Source organism: Streptomyces sp. NPDC007164 (assembly GCF_040634135.1).
Taxonomy (GTDB): domain Bacteria; phylum Actinomycetota; class Actinomycetes; order Streptomycetales; family Streptomycetaceae; genus Streptomyces; species Streptomyces sanglieri.
Genome location: NZ_JBEYFB010000008.1, coordinates 207,628 through 224,442, shown reverse-complemented (window position 1 = coordinate 224,442; position 16,815 = coordinate 207,628). Strand labels below are relative to the sequence as shown.

Below are 16,815 nucleotides of genomic sequence, written 5' to 3'. Positions count from 1 at the left end.
GAGCCAGCGTGTTGTGGGCCTTGCTGCGTGACGGACGAGTCTTCACCTCCGCTCCGCCTGTCACGCAAGCGGCTTGACTTCATCATTGAGACTCCCGGAATGATGTGAAGTGATCTACGGATTCATCGGTGGGGGACGGGCACGGCGACGTCGAGGCACGTCAGCAGGGGCCCGTCACGCTCTCACTCGTAAATCAGTGTCTGGAAGAACATGACAAAGACGTTACCCGGTTCCGTCGGCCCCGCACGCCAAGCATTTCGCCGCCCCGGCGGGTTCACGCAGCGGTCCGGGCGCTGTCGGCCAGCTCGCCGAAGGCGCTCTCCCAGACCTCGCGGACATCCCGGCTGACCAGTGCGCGCAGTGTGGGCCACAGGCCGACGAGAAGGTCCTGGTCGAGGTACTGGACCAGGACGTCGTGCCGGCCCTCGGCCAGGACGATGCGGTAGTAGCTCATCCGCAGCCGGGGCCGGTCGAGGTCGAACGTGGTCAGCCCTGACCAGGCAAGGTGGAGCGGCAGGCGTACCGGGCCGTGCTTGGGACCGGCAAGCTCGGAGAGCGCTGCGGGCAGGCGCCGGGCGAACTTGGCACGACGGAGTTCGGAAAGGCCTGGCTGTGATGCCATACGTCGATTATCCAGGAAGAGCCGACGACGAGCCGCTCGGGCCGCAGACACCACTCCTGCGAGCAGGAGACCGGCCCAACCGACCGCCGCCCCACCAGCGGTGAAGCTACCAACAAACAAGCCCCCGGCTGCCGGCCTGGGGCTTCTGCATGGAGCGGGTGACGAGAATCGAACTCGCGCTCTGAGCTTGGAAATCACCCTGCGCGTGATGGACCACAGGGCTGCTGACCTGCGAGAACGTCCACTGAAGGTACTGTTCTTGCCACCTTGGCAGATGCCTTGTCGACCGCTGTTCACCGCCGCTACTGGCACGTTGTGGCATGCGGTGCTGCCAGGGGACGGAGGAGGCGAAGCTCCTGCCCAGTACCGTCGTTTCCCGGCCGGCACCCCACACACATACATCCAGAACCCGAATGATTGCGTGAGCGAGCCCCGGACCGGGCGGTCCGGGGCCGCCGTAGCCTGCGGCCGGACCCAGAGGATCCCGGTTCCGCCGGAGGGGTGGGGAAGGTCAGGCCGGGTTGATGTTCTCCGCCTGGGGGCCTTTCTGGCCCTGGGTGACGTCGAACGTCACGACTTGACCCTCCTGTAGCTCACGGAAGCCCGAGGAGTTGATCGCCGAGTAGTGGGCGAAGACGTCCGGGCCGCCACCGTCCTGAGCGATGAAGCCGAAGCCCTTTTCCGCGTTGAACCACTTCACAGTTCCCGTAGCCATGTCTCATGCCTTCCAGTCGACTGACGTCTCCCGCTCCATGCGGAAGGCGGAGGTGATCGTCCTGGTTCCTGCGGCACAGCACAGCAAAACGCCCACACCGAAGGGGTGGGCAGAGGGAACTTCCGAACCACGACAACTCACCGGGACGGTACACGTCCGCACACCCCGTCACCAGAGGAATCGCCTGCACCTGTGCGGGGTGCCCGCCGGTGTCCGGCGGGCACCGCCTCAGTCCGCGGTCGGCGGCTCTGCCGATTCGGCGGCGCGGCGGTACTCGGCGTTGATGCGCTGCGCCTCTTCCAGCTGGTCTTCCAGGACGACGATGCGACATGCGGCCTCGATGGACGTGCCCTGGTCGACCAGTTCGCGGGCGCGGGCGGCGATGCGCAATTGGTAGCGGGAGTAGCGGCGGTGGCCGCCCTCCGAGCGCAGCGGGGTGATCAGACGGGCTTCGCCGATGGCGCGGAGGAAGCCCTGGGTGGTGCCGAGCATCTCGGCGGCCCGGCCCATCGTGTAGGCGGGGTAGTCGTCGTCGTCAAGACGGCCGTACGAGTCGTCTGCTGTCACTTGCACCTCTCTTGTGGAACGCGTGGAGGGGCCCTGGTGCCGTACGGCACCAGGGCCCCGAAGGAACTACTACACCACCTGCCGGCCCTGATACTGCACCGGCATTCTGTATCCGCGGCCCCGACCTGGCTGCTGTCGGGAGTGCGGGGATCGCGGTTGCTTGACCGGAGACCACCTCACTATCGATGTCCTGCGGTACCCGGGCCAAAGACTTCAGCCCAGGCGATCCTGATGGCGCGGGCTCCTCCGTTCTTCCCTCGGTGATCAATTACCTACCATGGGGGTACTGCGTACTACTGGTACTGCTCTACTGCGTACTGCTGGTGTGCGAACTGCTCAGTGGCCTGTGACAGCGCCACTCTTCGGCAGCCAGCCCCGTTGCCCGTCCTGCGTCTGCTCTGGCTTGGAACCCCACTGCCGAACTTCCCGGTGCGCGCGTCCGCAGCCGACGCCTTCACCGAGGTACCGCTCAGTCACTTCACTGCTGGGTACTGCGGACTGCACTCACGGGCACCGCAACTGTCATGACAGCGGTCCCGCTCCGGCGGCCCCTCACTGCGGGCCACCCGGTCCGGCTGTCAGTCCCGTCGCCGTCCTTCAACAACCCTGGCTTCGAAACTCCACTGCCGCACCGCCCTGCAACTACATGTACTACCGGCAGTTCGTCTCTGCCAGGTCTTGCTGTCTCTCTGGGTTACGAGAGAAACCATAACCACGTCACCGCCCAATGTCTACTCTGGCCAAGAGAGATTTTTGTGTATCTCGTGAGGAGGTAATCGACCTCGCCGGAGACTTCGGCCGGCCCGTGGTCAACCGACTCGTCAGAGCGACCGCGGTCAGCCGGCGGGCCTCTGAGGGGAAGACGGTGACTGCCCGTCTCGCTCGGCAGTACGACCGGTCTGGGGGACGGACGGGACGGACCCGCGAATAGGATCGGCTCTCATGTCGAAGCCTGACGAGCTGCTCGTTGACGTCGCCACGCTGGTGGAGTCCGGGCACAACAATCAGATGTCCCTGACCGTGGTCACCGGTGGTGCTGTCATCACCGGCCGGCTGGCGCCCGAAGCCGTGTGGAGGCAACGGGTGTCGGAGGTCCTGACGGACTCGTCCCGGCTGGGCGAGTTCTCCGCCGCGTTCACCGCTACGACGCGGGAGGACGGGCCGCCCGCGTATCTGCACTTCCATATGGCGCGGATCCTTCAGGGCACGGTGGGGATTCCGGAGACGGGTGGGATGTACCGCGTCTCGATCGCGGATGTCAGCGCCTGGACCATGGGCGACTTCAGCTACTCCGATCACTGACGTCGCGCCGCGTAGAGAAACTCCCCGGTACGCGGGAGGGCCCGACCGGCGTGTGCCGGTCGGGCCCTCCCGACTGTTCAGGTGTCAGCTCGCGCTTCCCATCGGCCAGGTGGCCAGATGGTCAGACGGCCACCGGGGTGCCGAGCATCGCGGAGGCGTGCTGGAGTGGGCTGAGGGCGCGGGTGGGCGCGGCGGTCCGGGGGAGGCTGCGGCAAGTGAAGCCGAGCTTGGTCATGGCCCGGAGGACTTCGTCGGCGCTGAAGTCGCGGCGATCCTGGCGGGTGATGACCTCGCCGACCTGCTTGACGGGGTAGGCGCGGCGGCCGATGGTCACGGACTCGCCGACGACCTCCTCGGGCTTGATGCCCTTCATGGATTCCAGGACGCCGCTCTTGGTGAGTTCGAACGGGAAGCGGGCGATGACACAGCGCACGATGCCTCACAGGGAGAAGAAGGGGATTGTTCCGCCGTGGTGAGACGGTTCAGAGGGCCAGGGCAGGGACGCCCGGGGCGCTGTCCTGCTCGTCCACGACGGACTGGGTAGCGAGCCGACGGCGGTGCGTGACGTGCTCGGCCATCATGGTGGCGGGCGAGGTGTGCGGCCCGCGGTCGCTGAGGATGTCGCGCAGCTGGAGCCGGTCCGTGTAGGCGGGGCCGTCGCGGACGATGGTGAGCTGGGCCCGGGTGACCAGTCCGGTGCACAGGCTGTCGTTGTCGCAGACCATCAGGTGTCCGGTCCTGGCACTGGCCATGACGGACAGGGCCACCTCGACGGTCATGTCGTCGCAGACCTGTGGCCCGGCCGTGTTCATGGCCTTGAGCGCCGTCCGGGGCACGAGGCCGGCGTTCGCCGGGTGGGGCTGCATCTGGACCAGTGTCACAACGTGCCTCCTGCAGAGATGGGTCAGCTTCCGGACCACGCGGTGATCAGGCCGCCGCATCGAAGGCGGACTGTCGCCCGCTCACGCGCCGGGCAGCCGCGGCCGGGCTGCGTCGACTGCGGGAGGCCGTGCCGCGCTTGCGCCGCTCGGGTGTCGGCGCGGTGATCGTCACGGGGATGCCGGAGGGGGTCCGGGCGCCGGTGATCCGGCTGAGTGCTTCCTCGCCGGAGCGGACCTGGGTGGTCCTGGGCACGATGCCGGCGGCCGCCATGAGGCGCGTCATGTCGCGGCGTTGGTTGTTGGTGACCAGGGTGACGACACTGCCGGACTCGCCGGCCCGCGCGGTACGGCCGCCGCGGTGGAGGTAGTCCTTGTGGTCGGTCGGCGGGTCCACGTTCACGACGAGGTCGAGGTGGTCGACGTGAATGCCGCGCGCCGCGACGTTCGTCGCGACCAGGACGGTGACGTGCCCTGTCTTGAACTGGGCGAGGGTGCGGGTGCGCTGCGGCTGTGACTTACCGCCGTGGAGAGCGGCAGCCCGGACACCACTGGTGAGGAGGTCCTGGGTGAGGCGGTCCACGGCGTGCTTGGTGTCCAGGAACATGATCACCCGGCCGTCGCGCGCCGCGATCTCCGTCGTCAGCCGGTGCTTGTCGGCGCCGTGCACGTGCAGGACGTGATGTTCCATCGTGGTGACGGCACCCTGGGAGGGATCCACGGAGTGGACGACGGGGTCGGTGAGGTAGCGACGGACCAGAAGGTCGACGTTACGGTCCAGGGTCGCGGAGAACAGCATGCGCTGGCCCTCGGGGCGGACCTGGTCCAGGAGCGCGGTGACCTGCGGCATGAAGCCCATGTCGGCCATCTGGTCGGCCTCGTCGAGGACAGTGATCGCGACCTGGTCCAGCCGACAGTCACCGCGGTCGATGAGGTCCTTGAGGCGACCGGGGGTGGCCACGACGACTTCGGTGCCGCCCCGCAGCGCATTCGCCTGCCGGCCGATGGGCATCCCGCCGACGACAGTGGTCAGGCGCAGCTTCACAGCGCGGGCGTAAGGGGTGAGGGCGTCGGTGACCTGCTGAGCGAGTTCCCGGGTGGGAACCAGAACCAGGGCCAGCGGCTGACGGGGCTCGGCGCGCTGCCCGGCGGTGCGGGCCAGCAGGGCCAGGCCGAAGGCGAGAGTCTTGCCGGAGCCGGTCCGGCCGCGGCCCAGGACGTCGCGGCCCGCCAGAGAGTTCGGCAGCGTCGCACCCTGGATCGGAAACGGCGTGGCCACGCCTTGCGCGGTGAGCGCGGCCAGCAGGCTCCTCGGCATGTCGAGGTCGCTGAACACCTCGACTGCGGGCAGCGCCGGAGTGACCGTCTCGGGCAGGGCGAACTCTCCCTGCATCGCGGCGGGCCGCCGACCACCCGAACGGCTCGGACCTGCTGAACGGTTCGGACCTGCCGAACGGTTCGGGGCGGACGAACCGAAGCGACTGCCCCGAATCGAACCAGCAGTGGAGTCGTACCCGTGGCCGCCGTTGCGGCGGGCACGGGAGGAACGGCTTTTCGTGCGTGTGGGGTTCATGGAGAACCTTCCTTGATACGGCGCGTATCAAGGAATTCCGCAGCGTAAGAGCAGCGCGGGGAATCACAGGCACGGGCCGAATGGAATGCGAACGTGGCCCACGGGAAATTCGTGTCGACGTACGCAAAAATGGGAGATGGCGCGCGAAAAGGAATCCGGTGCATCGCCGGGCACGGCTCCGAGGAGCCTGTGCGCCTCAATGTTTTATTCCCGTGGATGAATCGCTGCGGAAATGCGTGCAGCTGGGGCCCGCACCCCGAGGGATGCGGGCCCCAGCCACGAAATGTGCGCCAGCGTCAGGCAGAAACGATGTTCTCGGCCGTCGGGCCCTTCTGGCCCTGCGCGATGTCGAAGCTGACCTTCTGGCCTTCCTGCAGTTCGCGGAAGCCCTGGGCGGCGATGTTCGAGAAGTGGGCAAACACGTCAGCGCCACCACCGTCCTGCTCGATGAAGCCGAAACCCTTTTCCGCGTTGAACCACTTCACGGTGCCAGTAGCCATGTCATATCTCCTTTGGGCAGTACACCGGAATCCGTACTGTACGGAAACCGCGTCGCCGCGATGATGCCCCGCCCGGAAAATGACCGGAAATACAAAGCGCTACCCTGCGGCATCGAGGCCGACCGGAGGCGCTTGAAGTTTTTGGGTACCAAAACTGCAACCGAGTCCGACAGTAGCACGCCATGGAGGATTGCGTGCGACAAATATTTCCCCGTGCGCGCTGCGGCAGAAACTCTCCCAGTAAGGGCCGTTAAATTCTGAGGCGGCCGGCACAGGTATTCATTTACCTCGAGTGCAGCGTTTTTCGAAAGCAAGGTGGCCAATCGGCTGCGACGTCTGCAGCCCATCGGAACCTGCGTCTGCGCCCCGGGGCGCCCTCCCGGCAGCCCGCAGGAGACCCTGTAGCCGCGAGCCCGCCGACCTTCGCCGGTCAACCGTCGTTCCGGGAAGGGGAGTTCGCGTGGCGAGCACAGTGGAGTATGCCGAATGACGAATGCCCGCCCGGGACGAGTCCTCAGCACCGACAAGCAAAAGTGGCGTCCGGAGACTGAACGGTTCCGGCAGTGACGGTTGCCTTCGTCCATCGGGCCGAGGATGGCTTGCCGAACGGCGGATGGGCTGCGGGGGCTTCGGCTCCGTAATGGAGCGGCTGTCGGCTCAATCGAGGGTGGCGAGATGATCGGCGCCGCCGCCACGCCACTCGATGAGTTACTCATCACCGAACACATCATCTGCGCGGCGACAAAGCGGTCGTTGCCGAACTGCTCATTGATGGCCCCGGGGCAGGCCGGGACTGGCCCGTCGCGCGTGGCGGTGGGCCCGCCAGCCACCGACGCCATGCTCGCCGCGTACAGGCAGGCGCGCGGAGGGCGCGGAGAGGTCTCCGACCAGGGCCTTCATTGTGGAGCGGGTGACGAGAATCGAAACTCGCGCTCTGAGCTTGGGAATCACCTGGTACCGCGCCTGGCTCATGGTGTCTGATCTGCGGGAACGAGTGTCGGCGGACCCGTCCTGATAAGCGTCGGCTGTCCTTTGGCGACCGCTGTTCACCGCCCCTTCTGGCACGTTGTGGCACGGCCTCCTGTGCGGCGTCGGCGAAGGCCCCCAGGAAGGAAGCCAGCTTGCCCGGTGGGGTGTGGTGGGGCGGGATGCCCAGTTGCCAGTTGTACGGGCGTGACTGCTCAGGCGGGCGGTGCACCTCGCAAATGGCGCATCAGCTGTTCAAGCGCGTGCCAGCTCTCGGCGGTCTCTCCGTCGCCGAGTGGGTAGTAGAAGCCGGGTCGGGCGTTCGGCCCCAGTCGCACCGGGCGTTCCTTGAGCGGTGTTCTGCTCGCGGTGTCGCGCCCTGCCTCCCGGACCTCCGCGGGGCCCAGTACGAAGGCGTAGGGCAGTGGTGGGTGTTCGAAGTGGGGTGGGGCGCTCAGGTCTTGGCGTGCCGCGCGGAGTTGGCACAGCATGGTCTTCAGTCCGTGCCGGGTCACCAGGTCGTCGGCCAGTTCCGGCAGCGCTTCCAGGGGCGGCTTCTCATCGGTCCCGTAGCCCACTGTGAGGGTGATGTCCTCCTCGACGCCTTCCGGTGTGCGGATCACGCGCAGGGTGGCGAGGGCGGGACGGTCCGGGGCGCCGACGACCACCGTCCAGGTGGGCTGCGGGGCACGCTCGTACGCCAGCTCGGTCAGCTGCCGCCTCGACCAGGCCAGACCGGCCGGCTCCGATGTCCCCCAGCTGGCCGGCGGGCCACCGGCCAACGCCTGCCAGGCGGCTTCCAGCGCGCCGCCGAGAACGAGGTCCGCTCTGGGAGGGTGCAGGGTGCGGAAGGAAACGATGAGCTGACACTCGCCGATGGGCCGAACCTCTGCGAAGGCGTCCGCCACCGGGGTCTCACCGTTCTCGTCCCGGACCGGGGAGAAGGTGTCGTTCTGCCAGCGCAGCACTGCGCCGGTCAGTCCGTCGTAGTAGCCGCACCGTTCGTCCTGGACCACCCAACGCGAGGATGTGGACTGCAACAGCATGCGGGTGGGCAGGGAGAGACGGCAGTGCGGTGGGGTGACGATCTGCAGGCATCGGTCGCTGTCCACGGTGGCCCGCAGCGCCTCGGAAAGCCAGCTCGTCATGGGGACGACCGGTCGGTCCTGGAGAACAACGGCAGCCTTGTCGGTAAGCATGTCGACGGCTGGCTGGGCAGCAGCAGGGGCTGGTACGGCAGTGACGCCCGAAACATCGACCGGGCGGGCCGCACCGACGGTGCCGGGGGCATCCGGCGGCCAGACCCTGCCGCCCAGGAGCATGGTCAGCCGGGCTGCGAAGGCACCTGCGAGCTGTTCGGCCTGGGGGACGCCCGCGGCGGCGCGGGCCTCGACCCACCACGCCGGACCGTCGCCCGGCGGCTCGACGTCGGGCCCCAGCAACCGGGCCGCCTCACCCTGCACCTGGAGCAGCAGCGGCACCTCGATCGAGACGAGTGGACGACCCTCAGCATCACACAGCTGGACCACGGCACCCTCGCCAGCAGCCTCGACCCGCAGGTCCGGGCCGCCCGCGAGCAGGCCCGCCAGCACGCTCAGCGCGTCCGGTACACGCTCGGTGAGCGCGATCACGTCCTTGGTCATGCGAAGTATTCTCCGATCATGCGTGGTCGGCTGTCGTCTTGCTGCCGCCGTCCGCGGCAGCACGGATCACCGTTCCGTATCCCACCGACTGGTCCCAGGTCGTCAGCACCAGGCAAGCCGACAACCGCCCGATCTCGGGCGCACCGGGGCTGTTCATCAAGGCGACGAGGCCAGGGGCACAGGGCCGGTGCAGCAGGGACGTTCGAGCGCGTCGTGGATCACGTCGTCGATTTCGTCCGTCGGCTGACCGCCGAAATCCGTGTCGCACAATTCACGATGGCAGTGCATGGGACGGCTACTGGATCCTCTGCGTTCGTCGCCGACGAGCCGCCTGAAGAGCCGCTCGACTTTGAAACCAGAAGAATTGGCAGATCAGCGAAAACCAGTCACCTGCTGCAGAACTGGTGGATTCCGACTAATGGGCCGCCAGGCCCTATTGTGATGGGCGGCGCGGAGGAATCACTCGTACTTGTCCGCCTCGCGCACCGATCCATGCCTCGAGTTCTGCGCCGGCCAGCTCTTGGGATGATTCGCCGCTGAAGACAGTGATCGGCCCGAAAACGGTGCCCGTCAGGCCACGCACCACTGTAGTGTCGTCGACTTTGATCTCGAAGAAGTTCTCGTCAAGGACAGCATCGGTCAGGTCTGCTCCCCTCATGTCGGTGTCGATCAGCGAAGCACCGAGGAACCGTGCTCTGCGGAAGCTCGCTCCCGACGCGTCGACATCGCACAGCGAAGCCCGGACCATGTCCGTTCCGTCGAGCCGCGCTGATCGGAGCACCGCCTCGTCCAGGTTCGCCCTGACGAGATCAGCCCCGGTCAGATCCGCTCCGGTCAGATCGGCCGACTGAAGGTCGGCCCGGTAGAAGGACGTGCTGGCAAGTCGTACGCCTACCAGGATTGCGTCGGTGAACCATGCATTCGAGAAGTCTCCGCCCGAGAGGTCGGCGCCCCGGAAGTCACGGCCCATCCCGTTGAGGTTGTACTCACTCGAGGCAAGCCATTCCTGCAGTTGCCGTGTGGCGTCCGGATCAGTGGGGAGCACGTTCGGCTTCCAGTTCTTACGGATACCAGATGACACGATCTCCCCAACCGCGGCTTTCAACAGTTGCTTTGACGCTGTCGATTGCCGCTTGATTTGCATTCCGGATGTCAATAATTACTATGCGTCCGCGCTTTTCGATCTGCTTCACCAGTTGTTTGTTGACCCATGCCTCATTATTGGCCGGGTCGTACGCACCCTTGAACGGCTGCGACTTGTCGCGCACCGCCTCAGCCCTCAACCGCCTCGACGCGAAGGTCCTCAAGGACTTCTCCAACGCGCTTTCGAGCAAGACGAACTGGTCGATGGCCGAGATGTTCAGCCAGGCGGCCAACGGTCTGAGCATGGATGTCCTCGAAGGTTTCTCCAGTACTGCACATTTGGTGGATTCGAGGCGGCTGGACGACTTCTCACGGGCAGTGAACTACCTGGAGAACGATCCCGTGGTCTCGGACCTCGGCCGGGTCCTGGAGGGCATGAAGAAGCTGGTGGAGGCCAAGAGGGAAACACTGTCATCGCCGAAGCGAACCGAGGGCTTGCGGAAGCGAAGAATTTCCCTGGTCAAGCTAGACGTGGTAGCCCTCGCGGAGAGGTATCGCCGGCAGCAGGAGCAGGGCAAACGGCAGTACACCGCGAAGCTGAAGAAGCTGGAGCAGGAGCTTCAGGAATGGAAGACCCGATGCATGTACGCGGTCGGCATTGCGGTGATCGCCGTTTTTCTGTTCGTGCGCTGAATGGTTGTCTGAAATTCGTGAGCTTGTGGCGCAGTACGTCCCGCGCAACCAGGCCGTACATCCAATTGCGGCGGCGTCGGCCCCCTGCTCGTTGTGTCCTCCGGCCGACACCGGGCGGGGGCAGGCCTGGCAGTCGGCGTCGGGGGGCCTGAGCGGGCTGATCGGGCACTAGTCCTCTTCTTTATCGAGATCGAGGGAACCGCATCGAGTTCTTTATCGAGGGAACCGCCAAGGCCGCCGTCGGTAAGACCCTCGTGACAGCCGTCGGTAGCTACCCGGGCACCGGACTCGTCATCTCGCACCGCCGCGAGCGCGGCCAGGCCGAGCTCCCGAACTGGAAAGAAGAGCACAACCGGTCTCACAAGCAGTCCAGGCCCGGGGCGAACACGTCTTCGCCCGCATGAAGACCCGGAAGATCCTCCGCGACTGCCGCCTCAAGGGAGACGGTGTCAACCCCGCGATGCTCGGCATCGCCCGCATGTACAACCCTGCCCTCGTCGATAGGCAAGGGCTGCACGGCGACCCACCCTGCGGCGGCTCGGCGAGCATTTAGGGGACGGCCCTTAGCCCGTGACGCGGGCCGCCCGCTCGCGGAGTTCCTGCGCCTCCGGGACGCCGCCATACCGCCGAAGGCGGACACGCATGTCTTGCAGTGCAGCCTGGACCTTCACCGAGCGGATGCCGTCCGCGCAGTCGAGGAAGTCGCGCCAGGTGGCCATGGCGCCGTCGACGTCGCCTTGGCGCAGGCGTACGCCGCCGAGGTCGGCGAGAACGATGGCGCGGGTGCGGCGGCGGTCGAGGCCGTGGATGTCGAGGGCGAGGTGGAGATGTTCCTCGGAGGCGTCGAGGTCGCCGAGGCGGGCAAGGATCATGCCGGATTCGTGGGCCCAGCGGCCAGGAGAGTAGTGGGCGGCCCAGGAATCGCCGGCCGCGGCGGCTGGTTTGCCGATGGCGGTCTCGGACATGGCCAGGTGCTTGGTGGCCATGCGGCGGTCGTCGTCCTTGGCGGCGGCGTGGGCGAGGGTGGCCTCGTAGTAGGCGACCGCACGCGGGTTGTCGAGGTGGCGGCCGTACTCCACGCAGGCTTCGCCGAGCTGCACAGCCTCGGCGCGATAGCCGAGGTCGACGCACTGGACGGCGAGGCCGCGGAGAGCCGTTGCTGACAGTTCCGGATCGCCGGCCTCCGCCGCCAGGCGGAAGGAATGGGCGTAGTAGCGCTGGGCGAGGCCGCGCAGCTCTGGGGTGTCGCCTTCGTCCTGAGCCATCCAGCCGGCGAGGTGGACTAGCTGGGAGGTGGCGGCGAACAGGTCGCGGCCGGTGGCTTCGGTGAAGTGGCCCTCCAGCCAGGGGGCGACGTCGTGGGTGAGATAGCGGACGGCCAGGTGGCGGGCGTGCCCGCCGCCGAGTTCGGAGGCGGAGTCGCCGAGGGCCTTGACCATGTGTCGTACGGCGGCCACCTCGCCCTGGCCGACGCGGACCGCTCCGGGAAGGGCGGTCTTGGTTCGGCGGGTGATGCTGTCCATGTCGGGCAGGCCGAGTGCGGACAGCGCGTATCCGCTGGAGGCGAGGATGAACTCCCGGCGTTCCACGTCGCTCCTTCCCAGGTGCAGGACTGATGCAACGGTATCTGTGTGGGGTGCCGCAGGCGTGGGCTCCGGGAGGTTGATCGCCTCGGGATCCAGCGCCAGCACCTGCGCGATGTAGGGCCACCAGTGGCCGGGGGTTCGTTCGCCTTCTATCCACCGCCGGGCGTGCTGGCGCTGCAGGCGGCGCGGGTCACCGCATTCGGCGAGACCGAGGGCACGCGCCAACTCCGAGGGGCCCCAGCCGCGTTCTTGGCAGGCCCGCTTGATCAGTTCCGCGACGGCCGGGTTCCTCGGCACCTCGTCACCCTCCCCACCTGGATTACGCGGGATTACGCAGGACTACATCCTGGGCCCTGTCCCGGGAGTGCGGCCCGTCGTTCACTGAACATCACTCCGCAGATCTCCGAATGGCTCGAATAAGCCCAGTTCAGGGCCTGTTGGCGCCTGCCCGGACACGGTGAGAGGAACCGACGGTGGCGATGCCCACTGACAACGCACCGACCCGCACGTTCCCGCTCTCGCGCCGGCCCAGTGCGGCACAAGGCTCCGCCGTCCGAGAGACGGTCCGATGAGCCGTTCCCACGTACCCGACCCGCTGGAGACCGCCCTGAGCTGGGTGTGGGCCCTCAGCACGGCTGCCGGGCTCGCCATGGTCGGACTTCTGGCCCACACCGAGCACTCCTCCGCACAGGTCCCGTTGGCGCAGCCGACGCTCAGCGCCAAGGCCGTTCCGTTGGCCGACGGCCCCGTACAGGCACTCCGGCCCGTCCTTGCCTCTCGATCCGGGGCGAGGTCGGAGCCCCATCGAGTTCTCGCCGCAGGGCGCTCGCGGCGCCTTGAAGGCGTACCCGCTCCGTATCACCAGTGAAGGGAAGCCGATGTCCAGTCCGTACAACAGCGACACGTATCCCCTCCCCGTGTCGGTCGCGATCAGCGGCCCCGACAACACCGGGAAGACCAAGCAGATCGGAATCCTCGCCCGGCGCATGGGCCCGGCCGCGACCTCAGCAGGCCCGCTCGACCACTACGACCCCCGCTGGACCGCCATCAAGGCCGACGGCATGGCCCGCTGGTGGTTCGAGACCGGCCCGGTCGAAGAGGTCGCCGACGTCCTCGCCGCCTCCTACCTGGAACGCTCCCGGCACCCCTTCTCCGCGCCGGTGCGCCTGCTGGACCGGGGCATCCCGATGCTGGAGGCGTCCGTCGCCGCGACGGTCGCCGTACGGGAGGACCTGTGTGCCGCGCAGGCTGCGGACCGGGCCCGACTCCTCCTGGCCCCGTACGAGACCGACCTGCGGGCCGCCGAGGAGAGCGAGCATGCCCTCGTCCTCCTGCACTGCGACGACCCGAAGGAAGGTACGCGTCGGAGCCTGGCTCACGAGGTGACAGTCACCGACATCTACGCGGCGTACCAACGTCACCTCCATGAGCAGATCAACCGCCTCGTCGACGATGGGCGCTTCCCGATGGTGATCCGCATCGGCGACCGGCCGACCATCGCCGTCCAGGACGAGGTGCGCCAGCTCCTGGCGCCCCTGCACCCGGACGTTCCCGGTGAGGCTCTGGCAGGAGTGCATGTCATCGCGCTGGGCGGCATGTCGGAGAGTGGCAAGAGCACGGCTGGCGAGTACTTGCGCACCCAACACGGCCACGCGCGCCTCAAGATCGGATACCTCATTGAGGACGCGGCCGACCGTGCGGGGATCCGTGACCCCTATCGGCTGGGGTCAGTGGTGCAGGCTGAGTTGATCGTGGACTCACTGGACCGCTTCTGCCAGGCCCACCACTTCATCGACTCCATCAGCATCGAGTCGCTGCACGACTTCGATTCAACCGCCGAACTCGCCCGGATGCTCGGAGACCAGCTCACCATCGCGTACCTGGACGCCTCTGAGGCCACACGCACCCGGCGGGGCACCGTCGGCGCCCAGGACGTCGTCGACCGCGACCTCATCAAAAGCGCACAAGGCGCGGACAAGATCGTCTCCATCGCGCACGAGGTCATCGGCAACGACGGACCGCGCTTGGAGCTGGAGCGGCGGCCGGACTGCATCGCGCTCAAACGTCGCTGGCCGGAGCACCAGCCCTCCACCATGCCGGTCAACGCGCTCGGACTCCCCGTGCACCTGGAGTCCTACTTGGCCGAATTCCTCGACCGCACCACCGGCTTGCGCCCGTTGATCGATCTGCTGGCCGTCACCGGCAGCGGCGCCCGGGGCAAGTACCAGCACGGCTGGAGCGACCTCGACGTCCTTGTAGTGGCCGACACCTCCTCTCTCGACGAGATGCGCCAGATCCTTGTGGATCTGGAGACCGAACTCGGAGGGGTCAAGCTGGGCATGACCGTACTGACCCGCGCTGAGTGCCGGGCCGGCGCCATCACCTCTCGACTCCTTCACGTTCTCGCGCTCATCGGCAGCGGGTCACTGGTCCCCTTGTGGTCCACCCCCGGCCTGGCTCTGCTCGCTCCGGACGCGGCCACCGACGTCACCATGAGCCTGCGTGACGGAATCCAGGCCGCCATCGAGATCCGCCGACAGTTCCTCAAGGGAAGCCCCGACCTCCGCGCCCTCTACAAGGTCACCGCGCTGCTCGCGAAGATTCAGCTGCGCTTCAGTGGGATCGAGTGCCCCTCCGACAGCGACGCCCTCACCGTCCTCCTCGACGCCACGCGGCAGGACACGAGCCTGGTCACCACCGCCCGCACCGAGCCGCTCGCTGCCGAAGCGCTCGCACGCCACGTTCTCCAGGCTTGGCTGGACACCCTCCCTGGGGAGACGCGGTGAGCGCGAACGTCCGACGGTCCATGGCAACAACGGGTGTCTTCCACAAGCCGGTGGCGACCTGGGAGCGGGCCGAAGCCGAGGCGAAGGGATGGGCACGGCTCGCCTCCCGCCTCGCGGTTCCGGCCTTGCACGGGCAGATCGCGTTACCGGACAGACAACTCCTCGCCTACGAGGACGTCTTCGCCACCGGCCGGTGCGAGCTGCTGACGGGCGACGTGATCGCCCTCGCCGACCGCGATCCGGCCGTCCAGCCCCGCCTGGCCCGCCTCGTGGACGGGGTCTGCGCCGACCTGCGAGCAGCGGCTGAGGAGACCGGGAGGAACGTGCCGCTGGCCGAGTGCGTCCCGGACCTCTACCTCGAACGCATCCGCCCCGGTAGCCGACTGGACCGCTGGTACCTGCGCCGCGACCAGCCACTTACCCTGCCCCACACCGATACGACCCTCAGCCTCCGGGAACTGGCTGGCTTCACCCTCACTGCCAACGGCAGACCACTGACGTTGAACGTCGCCAACACCATCGACAACCTCCGCCTTGCCCTGGCTCCCGACCGCCGCAGGCTCGCCGGTCTGACGCAGGGCGACCCTACGGAACCCAACATCGCCGACCCGCTGTGCTGGCTCGACTTCGAGTTCGCCGGGCGCAACACCGTCGCGGGCGAGGCCGCCAACCTGCTCTGGTACCTGATGGCCCTGGGCGGCTGGCTCGTCCCCCGCTACCAGCCCGACGTGTACGCCCGCACCCTCCGCCTCGCCCTGCCGCCCCTGGCCCGCCCGTGCATCGAGCACCTGGAACTGCACCGGAGCAGTCGCCACATCGATGTCCGATACTCCTGGAGCACCAGCCCCGGCCGCGCCGCGGCCCTCACACGGGCGCTGGACGGCCTTCGCAGGAAGAACGGCAGCGGCCTGGAGGAGATCCATGCTTTTCTCGCCCTGCGCGTCCTCGGCGTCATCCCGCCTTCCCGGCTCACCGGACACGACCTCCTGCTCGTCCTGATCAAACTCGCCGAGATCCAGGACCCGCACACGACGCTCGACACCTTCTTCACCACCACACCGGCCCTTCACCCCCACCCCGGCGAACGGAGCAGCAATGTCCCTGCCCCTGCTTGAGACTCCTCTCCAGACCCGGCCGCTCCAGGGCCGTACTGCCCTCGTTACCGGCGGAGCCACCGGTATCGGTGCCGAGATCGGACGGGCGCTCGCCACCGCCGGAGCAACCGTCGCGGTCAACCACCTCGGCCAGGACCCCGACGCCCACGCCCTCCTCGCCGCTTTCGAGCGCGCGGGCAGCCCCGGGATCGCCGTGAACGCCGACCTGACCGATCCAGACTCCGTCCAGACCATGGCCGGCCTCGTCCGAGCCGAGATCGGACCCGTCGACATCCTGGTGAACAACGCCGGCTTCTACCCCCGCGTTGCCTGGCAGGACACCGACGAGACCGCTTGGAACTACTCCCTCGACGTGAACCTGACCGCTCACTACCGCACCTGCCACGTGCTCACCCCCGACATGATCAAACGCCGCTGGGGCCGGATCGTGAACATTGGCAGTGTCAACGCCTGCGCCGGCCGGACGAACCTCGTCGCGTACAGCACCGCGAAGGCAGGGCTGCTGGGTCTGACCCGCTCCCTCGCCCGCGAACTGGGCCCGTACGGAGTCTGCGTCAACACCGTCATGCCTGGAGCCATTCAGGTCGAGGCCGAGAACTCCCTCCCCGCCCAGCACCGTGCGCAGCTGGGGGACCAGATCAAGCGCCAGTGCGTCCCGCGCCGTGGCCGTCCCGAGGATGTCGCGGCCCTGGTGGCGTTCCTCGTGGGCCCCTCCGCCTCGTTCATCACGGGGCAGTCCGTCCACGTCGACGGTGGCTGGCTGCTGCACTGAGACCGACAACAAGC

Annotated in this window: 18 protein-coding genes and 1 pseudogene; 7 read left to right on the top strand and 12 right to left on the bottom strand. The window is 67.5% G+C overall.

Going from position 1 to position 16,815, the window contains the following annotated elements; all coding sequences use genetic code 11:
* Positions 1-274 precede the first annotated feature (274 nt).
* The 3 genes from ABZ622_RS14685 to ABZ622_RS14675 form a co-directional block, all read right to left on the bottom strand.
* A complete protein-coding gene (locus ABZ622_RS14685; RefSeq protein ID WP_360542969.1) occupies positions 275-622 on the bottom strand; it encodes a transcriptional regulator in 348 nt (115 codons plus the stop codon).
* 511 nt (positions 623-1,133) lie between these two features.
* Positions 1,134-1,337, bottom strand: coding sequence for a cold-shock protein (locus ABZ622_RS14680; protein WP_008735947.1), 204 nt, complete (start codon positions 1,335-1,337; stop codon positions 1,134-1,136).
* Positions 1,338-1,565: 228 nt separating this feature from the next.
* Positions 1,566-1,904, bottom strand: coding sequence for a helix-turn-helix domain-containing protein (locus ABZ622_RS14675; RefSeq protein WP_259927793.1), 339 nt, complete (start codon positions 1,902-1,904; stop codon positions 1,566-1,568).
* A 942-nt stretch (positions 1,905-2,846) separates the two neighbouring features.
* On the opposite strand from ABZ622_RS14675, the gene ABZ622_RS14670 reads away from it, so the two are divergent.
* On the top strand, positions 2,847-3,206 hold the full coding sequence (locus tag ABZ622_RS14670) for a hypothetical protein (RefSeq protein WP_360542967.1): 360 nt from the start codon (positions 2,847-2,849) through the stop codon (positions 3,204-3,206).
* A 121-nt stretch (positions 3,207-3,327) separates the two neighbouring features.
* Here ABZ622_RS14670 and ABZ622_RS14665 read toward each other — a convergent pair whose 3' ends face one another.
* From ABZ622_RS14665 to ABZ622_RS14630, 8 genes are all read right to left on the bottom strand, one after another.
* Complete coding sequence (locus tag ABZ622_RS14665; protein ID WP_266417282.1) at positions 3,328-3,639, bottom strand: SCO5918 family protein; 312 nt, start codon at positions 3,637-3,639, stop codon at positions 3,328-3,330.
* Positions 3,640-3,688: 49 nt separating this feature from the next.
* Positions 3,689-4,087, bottom strand: a complete 399-nt coding sequence (locus tag ABZ622_RS14660) for a hypothetical protein (protein WP_360542965.1) — start codon at positions 4,085-4,087, stop codon at positions 3,689-3,691.
* Positions 4,088-4,133: 46 nt separating this feature from the next.
* The gene (locus tag ABZ622_RS14655; RefSeq protein ID WP_360542963.1) at positions 4,134-5,657 is read right to left on the bottom strand and encodes a DEAD/DEAH box helicase; all 1,524 of its coding nucleotides are present in this window, start codon (positions 5,655-5,657) and stop codon (positions 4,134-4,136) included.
* 296 nt (positions 5,658-5,953) lie between these two features.
* The gene (locus ABZ622_RS14650) at positions 5,954-6,157 is read right to left on the bottom strand and encodes a cold-shock protein (protein WP_072489439.1); all 204 of its coding nucleotides are present in this window, start codon (positions 6,155-6,157) and stop codon (positions 5,954-5,956) included.
* Between the two features lie 1,181 nt (positions 6,158-7,338).
* A complete protein-coding gene (locus tag ABZ622_RS14645; protein WP_360542961.1) occupies positions 7,339-8,766 on the bottom strand; it encodes a DUF6177 family protein in 1,428 nt (475 codons plus the stop codon).
* A 16-nt stretch (positions 8,767-8,782) separates the two neighbouring features.
* Positions 8,783-8,923, bottom strand: coding sequence for a hypothetical protein (locus ABZ622_RS14640; RefSeq protein WP_360542959.1), 141 nt, complete (start codon positions 8,921-8,923; stop codon positions 8,783-8,785).
* Between the two features lie 276 nt (positions 8,924-9,199).
* Positions 9,200-9,847 carry a pentapeptide repeat-containing protein gene (locus ABZ622_RS14635; RefSeq protein ID WP_256088848.1) on the bottom strand — a complete coding sequence of 216 codons (648 nt, stop codon included), beginning with the start codon at positions 9,845-9,847 and terminating at the stop codon, positions 9,200-9,202.
* Positions 9,828-10,034, bottom strand: coding sequence for a hypothetical protein (locus tag ABZ622_RS14630; RefSeq protein ID WP_360542957.1), 207 nt, complete (start codon positions 10,032-10,034; stop codon positions 9,828-9,830). Before ABZ622_RS14630 ends, ABZ622_RS14635 begins: the two co-directional genes overlap by 20 nt.
* On the opposite strand from ABZ622_RS14630, the gene ABZ622_RS14625 reads away from it, so the two are divergent.
* Positions 10,024-10,542 carry a hypothetical protein gene (locus ABZ622_RS14625; RefSeq protein WP_360542955.1) on the top strand — a complete coding sequence of 173 codons (519 nt, stop codon included), beginning with the start codon at positions 10,024-10,026 and terminating at the stop codon, positions 10,540-10,542. The genes ABZ622_RS14630 and ABZ622_RS14625 overlap by 11 nt on opposite strands.
* 227 nt (positions 10,543-10,769) lie before the next feature.
* Positions 10,770-11,095 (top strand): annotated as a pseudogene (locus tag ABZ622_RS14620) (hypothetical protein); the annotation flags it as partial.
* 10 nt (positions 11,096-11,105) lie between these two features.
* Here ABZ622_RS14620 and ABZ622_RS14615 read toward each other — a convergent pair.
* Positions 11,106-12,425 (bottom strand): tetratricopeptide repeat protein, encoded by a 1,320-nt coding sequence (locus tag ABZ622_RS14615; RefSeq protein ID WP_360542953.1) that lies wholly within the window; start codon positions 12,423-12,425, stop codon positions 11,106-11,108.
* A 271-nt stretch (positions 12,426-12,696) separates the two neighbouring features.
* On the opposite strand from ABZ622_RS14615, the gene ABZ622_RS14610 reads away from it, so the two are divergent.
* The 4 genes from ABZ622_RS14610 to fabG are packed head-to-tail and all read left to right on the top strand — an operon-like array spanning position 12,697 to position 16,801.
* On the top strand, positions 12,697-12,996 hold the full coding sequence (locus ABZ622_RS14610) for a hypothetical protein (protein WP_360542951.1): 300 nt from the start codon (positions 12,697-12,699) through the stop codon (positions 12,994-12,996).
* A gap of 10 nt (positions 12,997-13,006) precedes the next feature.
* Positions 13,007-14,914, top strand: coding sequence for a nucleotidyltransferase domain-containing protein (locus ABZ622_RS14605; protein WP_360542949.1), 1,908 nt, complete (start codon positions 13,007-13,009; stop codon positions 14,912-14,914).
* Positions 14,911-16,029, top strand: coding sequence for a hypothetical protein (locus ABZ622_RS14600; protein WP_360542947.1), 1,119 nt, complete (start codon positions 14,911-14,913; stop codon positions 16,027-16,029). Before ABZ622_RS14605 ends, ABZ622_RS14600 begins: the two co-directional genes overlap by 4 nt.
* Entirely contained in the window at positions 16,010-16,801 is a 792-nt protein-coding gene (gene fabG / locus ABZ622_RS14595; RefSeq protein WP_360542945.1) for a 3-oxoacyl-ACP reductase FabG, read from the top strand. Before ABZ622_RS14600 ends, fabG begins: the two co-directional genes overlap by 20 nt.
* Positions 16,802-16,815: the final 14 nt, after the last annotated feature.

Excerpts from the sequence above, each read along its gene's own strand:
- ABZ622_RS14685 (WP_360542969.1), bottom strand. The coding sequence starts at position 622 with ATGGCATCACAGCCAGGCCTTTCCGAACTCCGTCGTGCCAAGTTCGCC.
- ABZ622_RS14680 (WP_008735947.1), bottom strand. The coding sequence starts at position 1,337 with ATGGCTACGGGAACTGTGAAGTGGTTCAACGCGGAAAAGGGCTTCGGC.
- ABZ622_RS14670 (WP_360542967.1), top strand. The coding sequence starts at position 2,847 with ATGTCGAAGCCTGACGAGCTGCTCGTTGACGTCGCCACGCTGGTGGAG.
- ABZ622_RS14655 (WP_360542963.1), bottom strand. The coding sequence starts at position 5,657 with ATGAACCCCACACGCACGAAAAGCCGTTCCTCCCGTGCCCGCCGCAAC.
- ABZ622_RS14650 (WP_072489439.1), bottom strand. The coding sequence starts at position 6,157 with ATGGCTACTGGCACCGTGAAGTGGTTCAACGCGGAAAAGGGTTTCGGC.
- ABZ622_RS14645 (WP_360542961.1), bottom strand. The coding sequence starts at position 8,766 with ATGACCAAGGACGTGATCGCGCTCACCGAGCGTGTACCGGACGCGCTG.
- ABZ622_RS14640 (WP_360542959.1), bottom strand. The coding sequence starts at position 8,923 with ATGAACAGCCCCGGTGCGCCCGAGATCGGGCGGTTGTCGGCTTGCCTG.
- ABZ622_RS14610 (WP_360542951.1), top strand. The coding sequence starts at position 12,697 with ATGAGCCGTTCCCACGTACCCGACCCGCTGGAGACCGCCCTGAGCTGG.
- ABZ622_RS14605 (WP_360542949.1), top strand. The coding sequence starts at position 13,007 with ATGTCCAGTCCGTACAACAGCGACACGTATCCCCTCCCCGTGTCGGTC.
- fabG (WP_360542945.1), top strand. The coding sequence starts at position 16,010 with ATGTCCCTGCCCCTGCTTGAGACTCCTCTCCAGACCCGGCCGCTCCAG.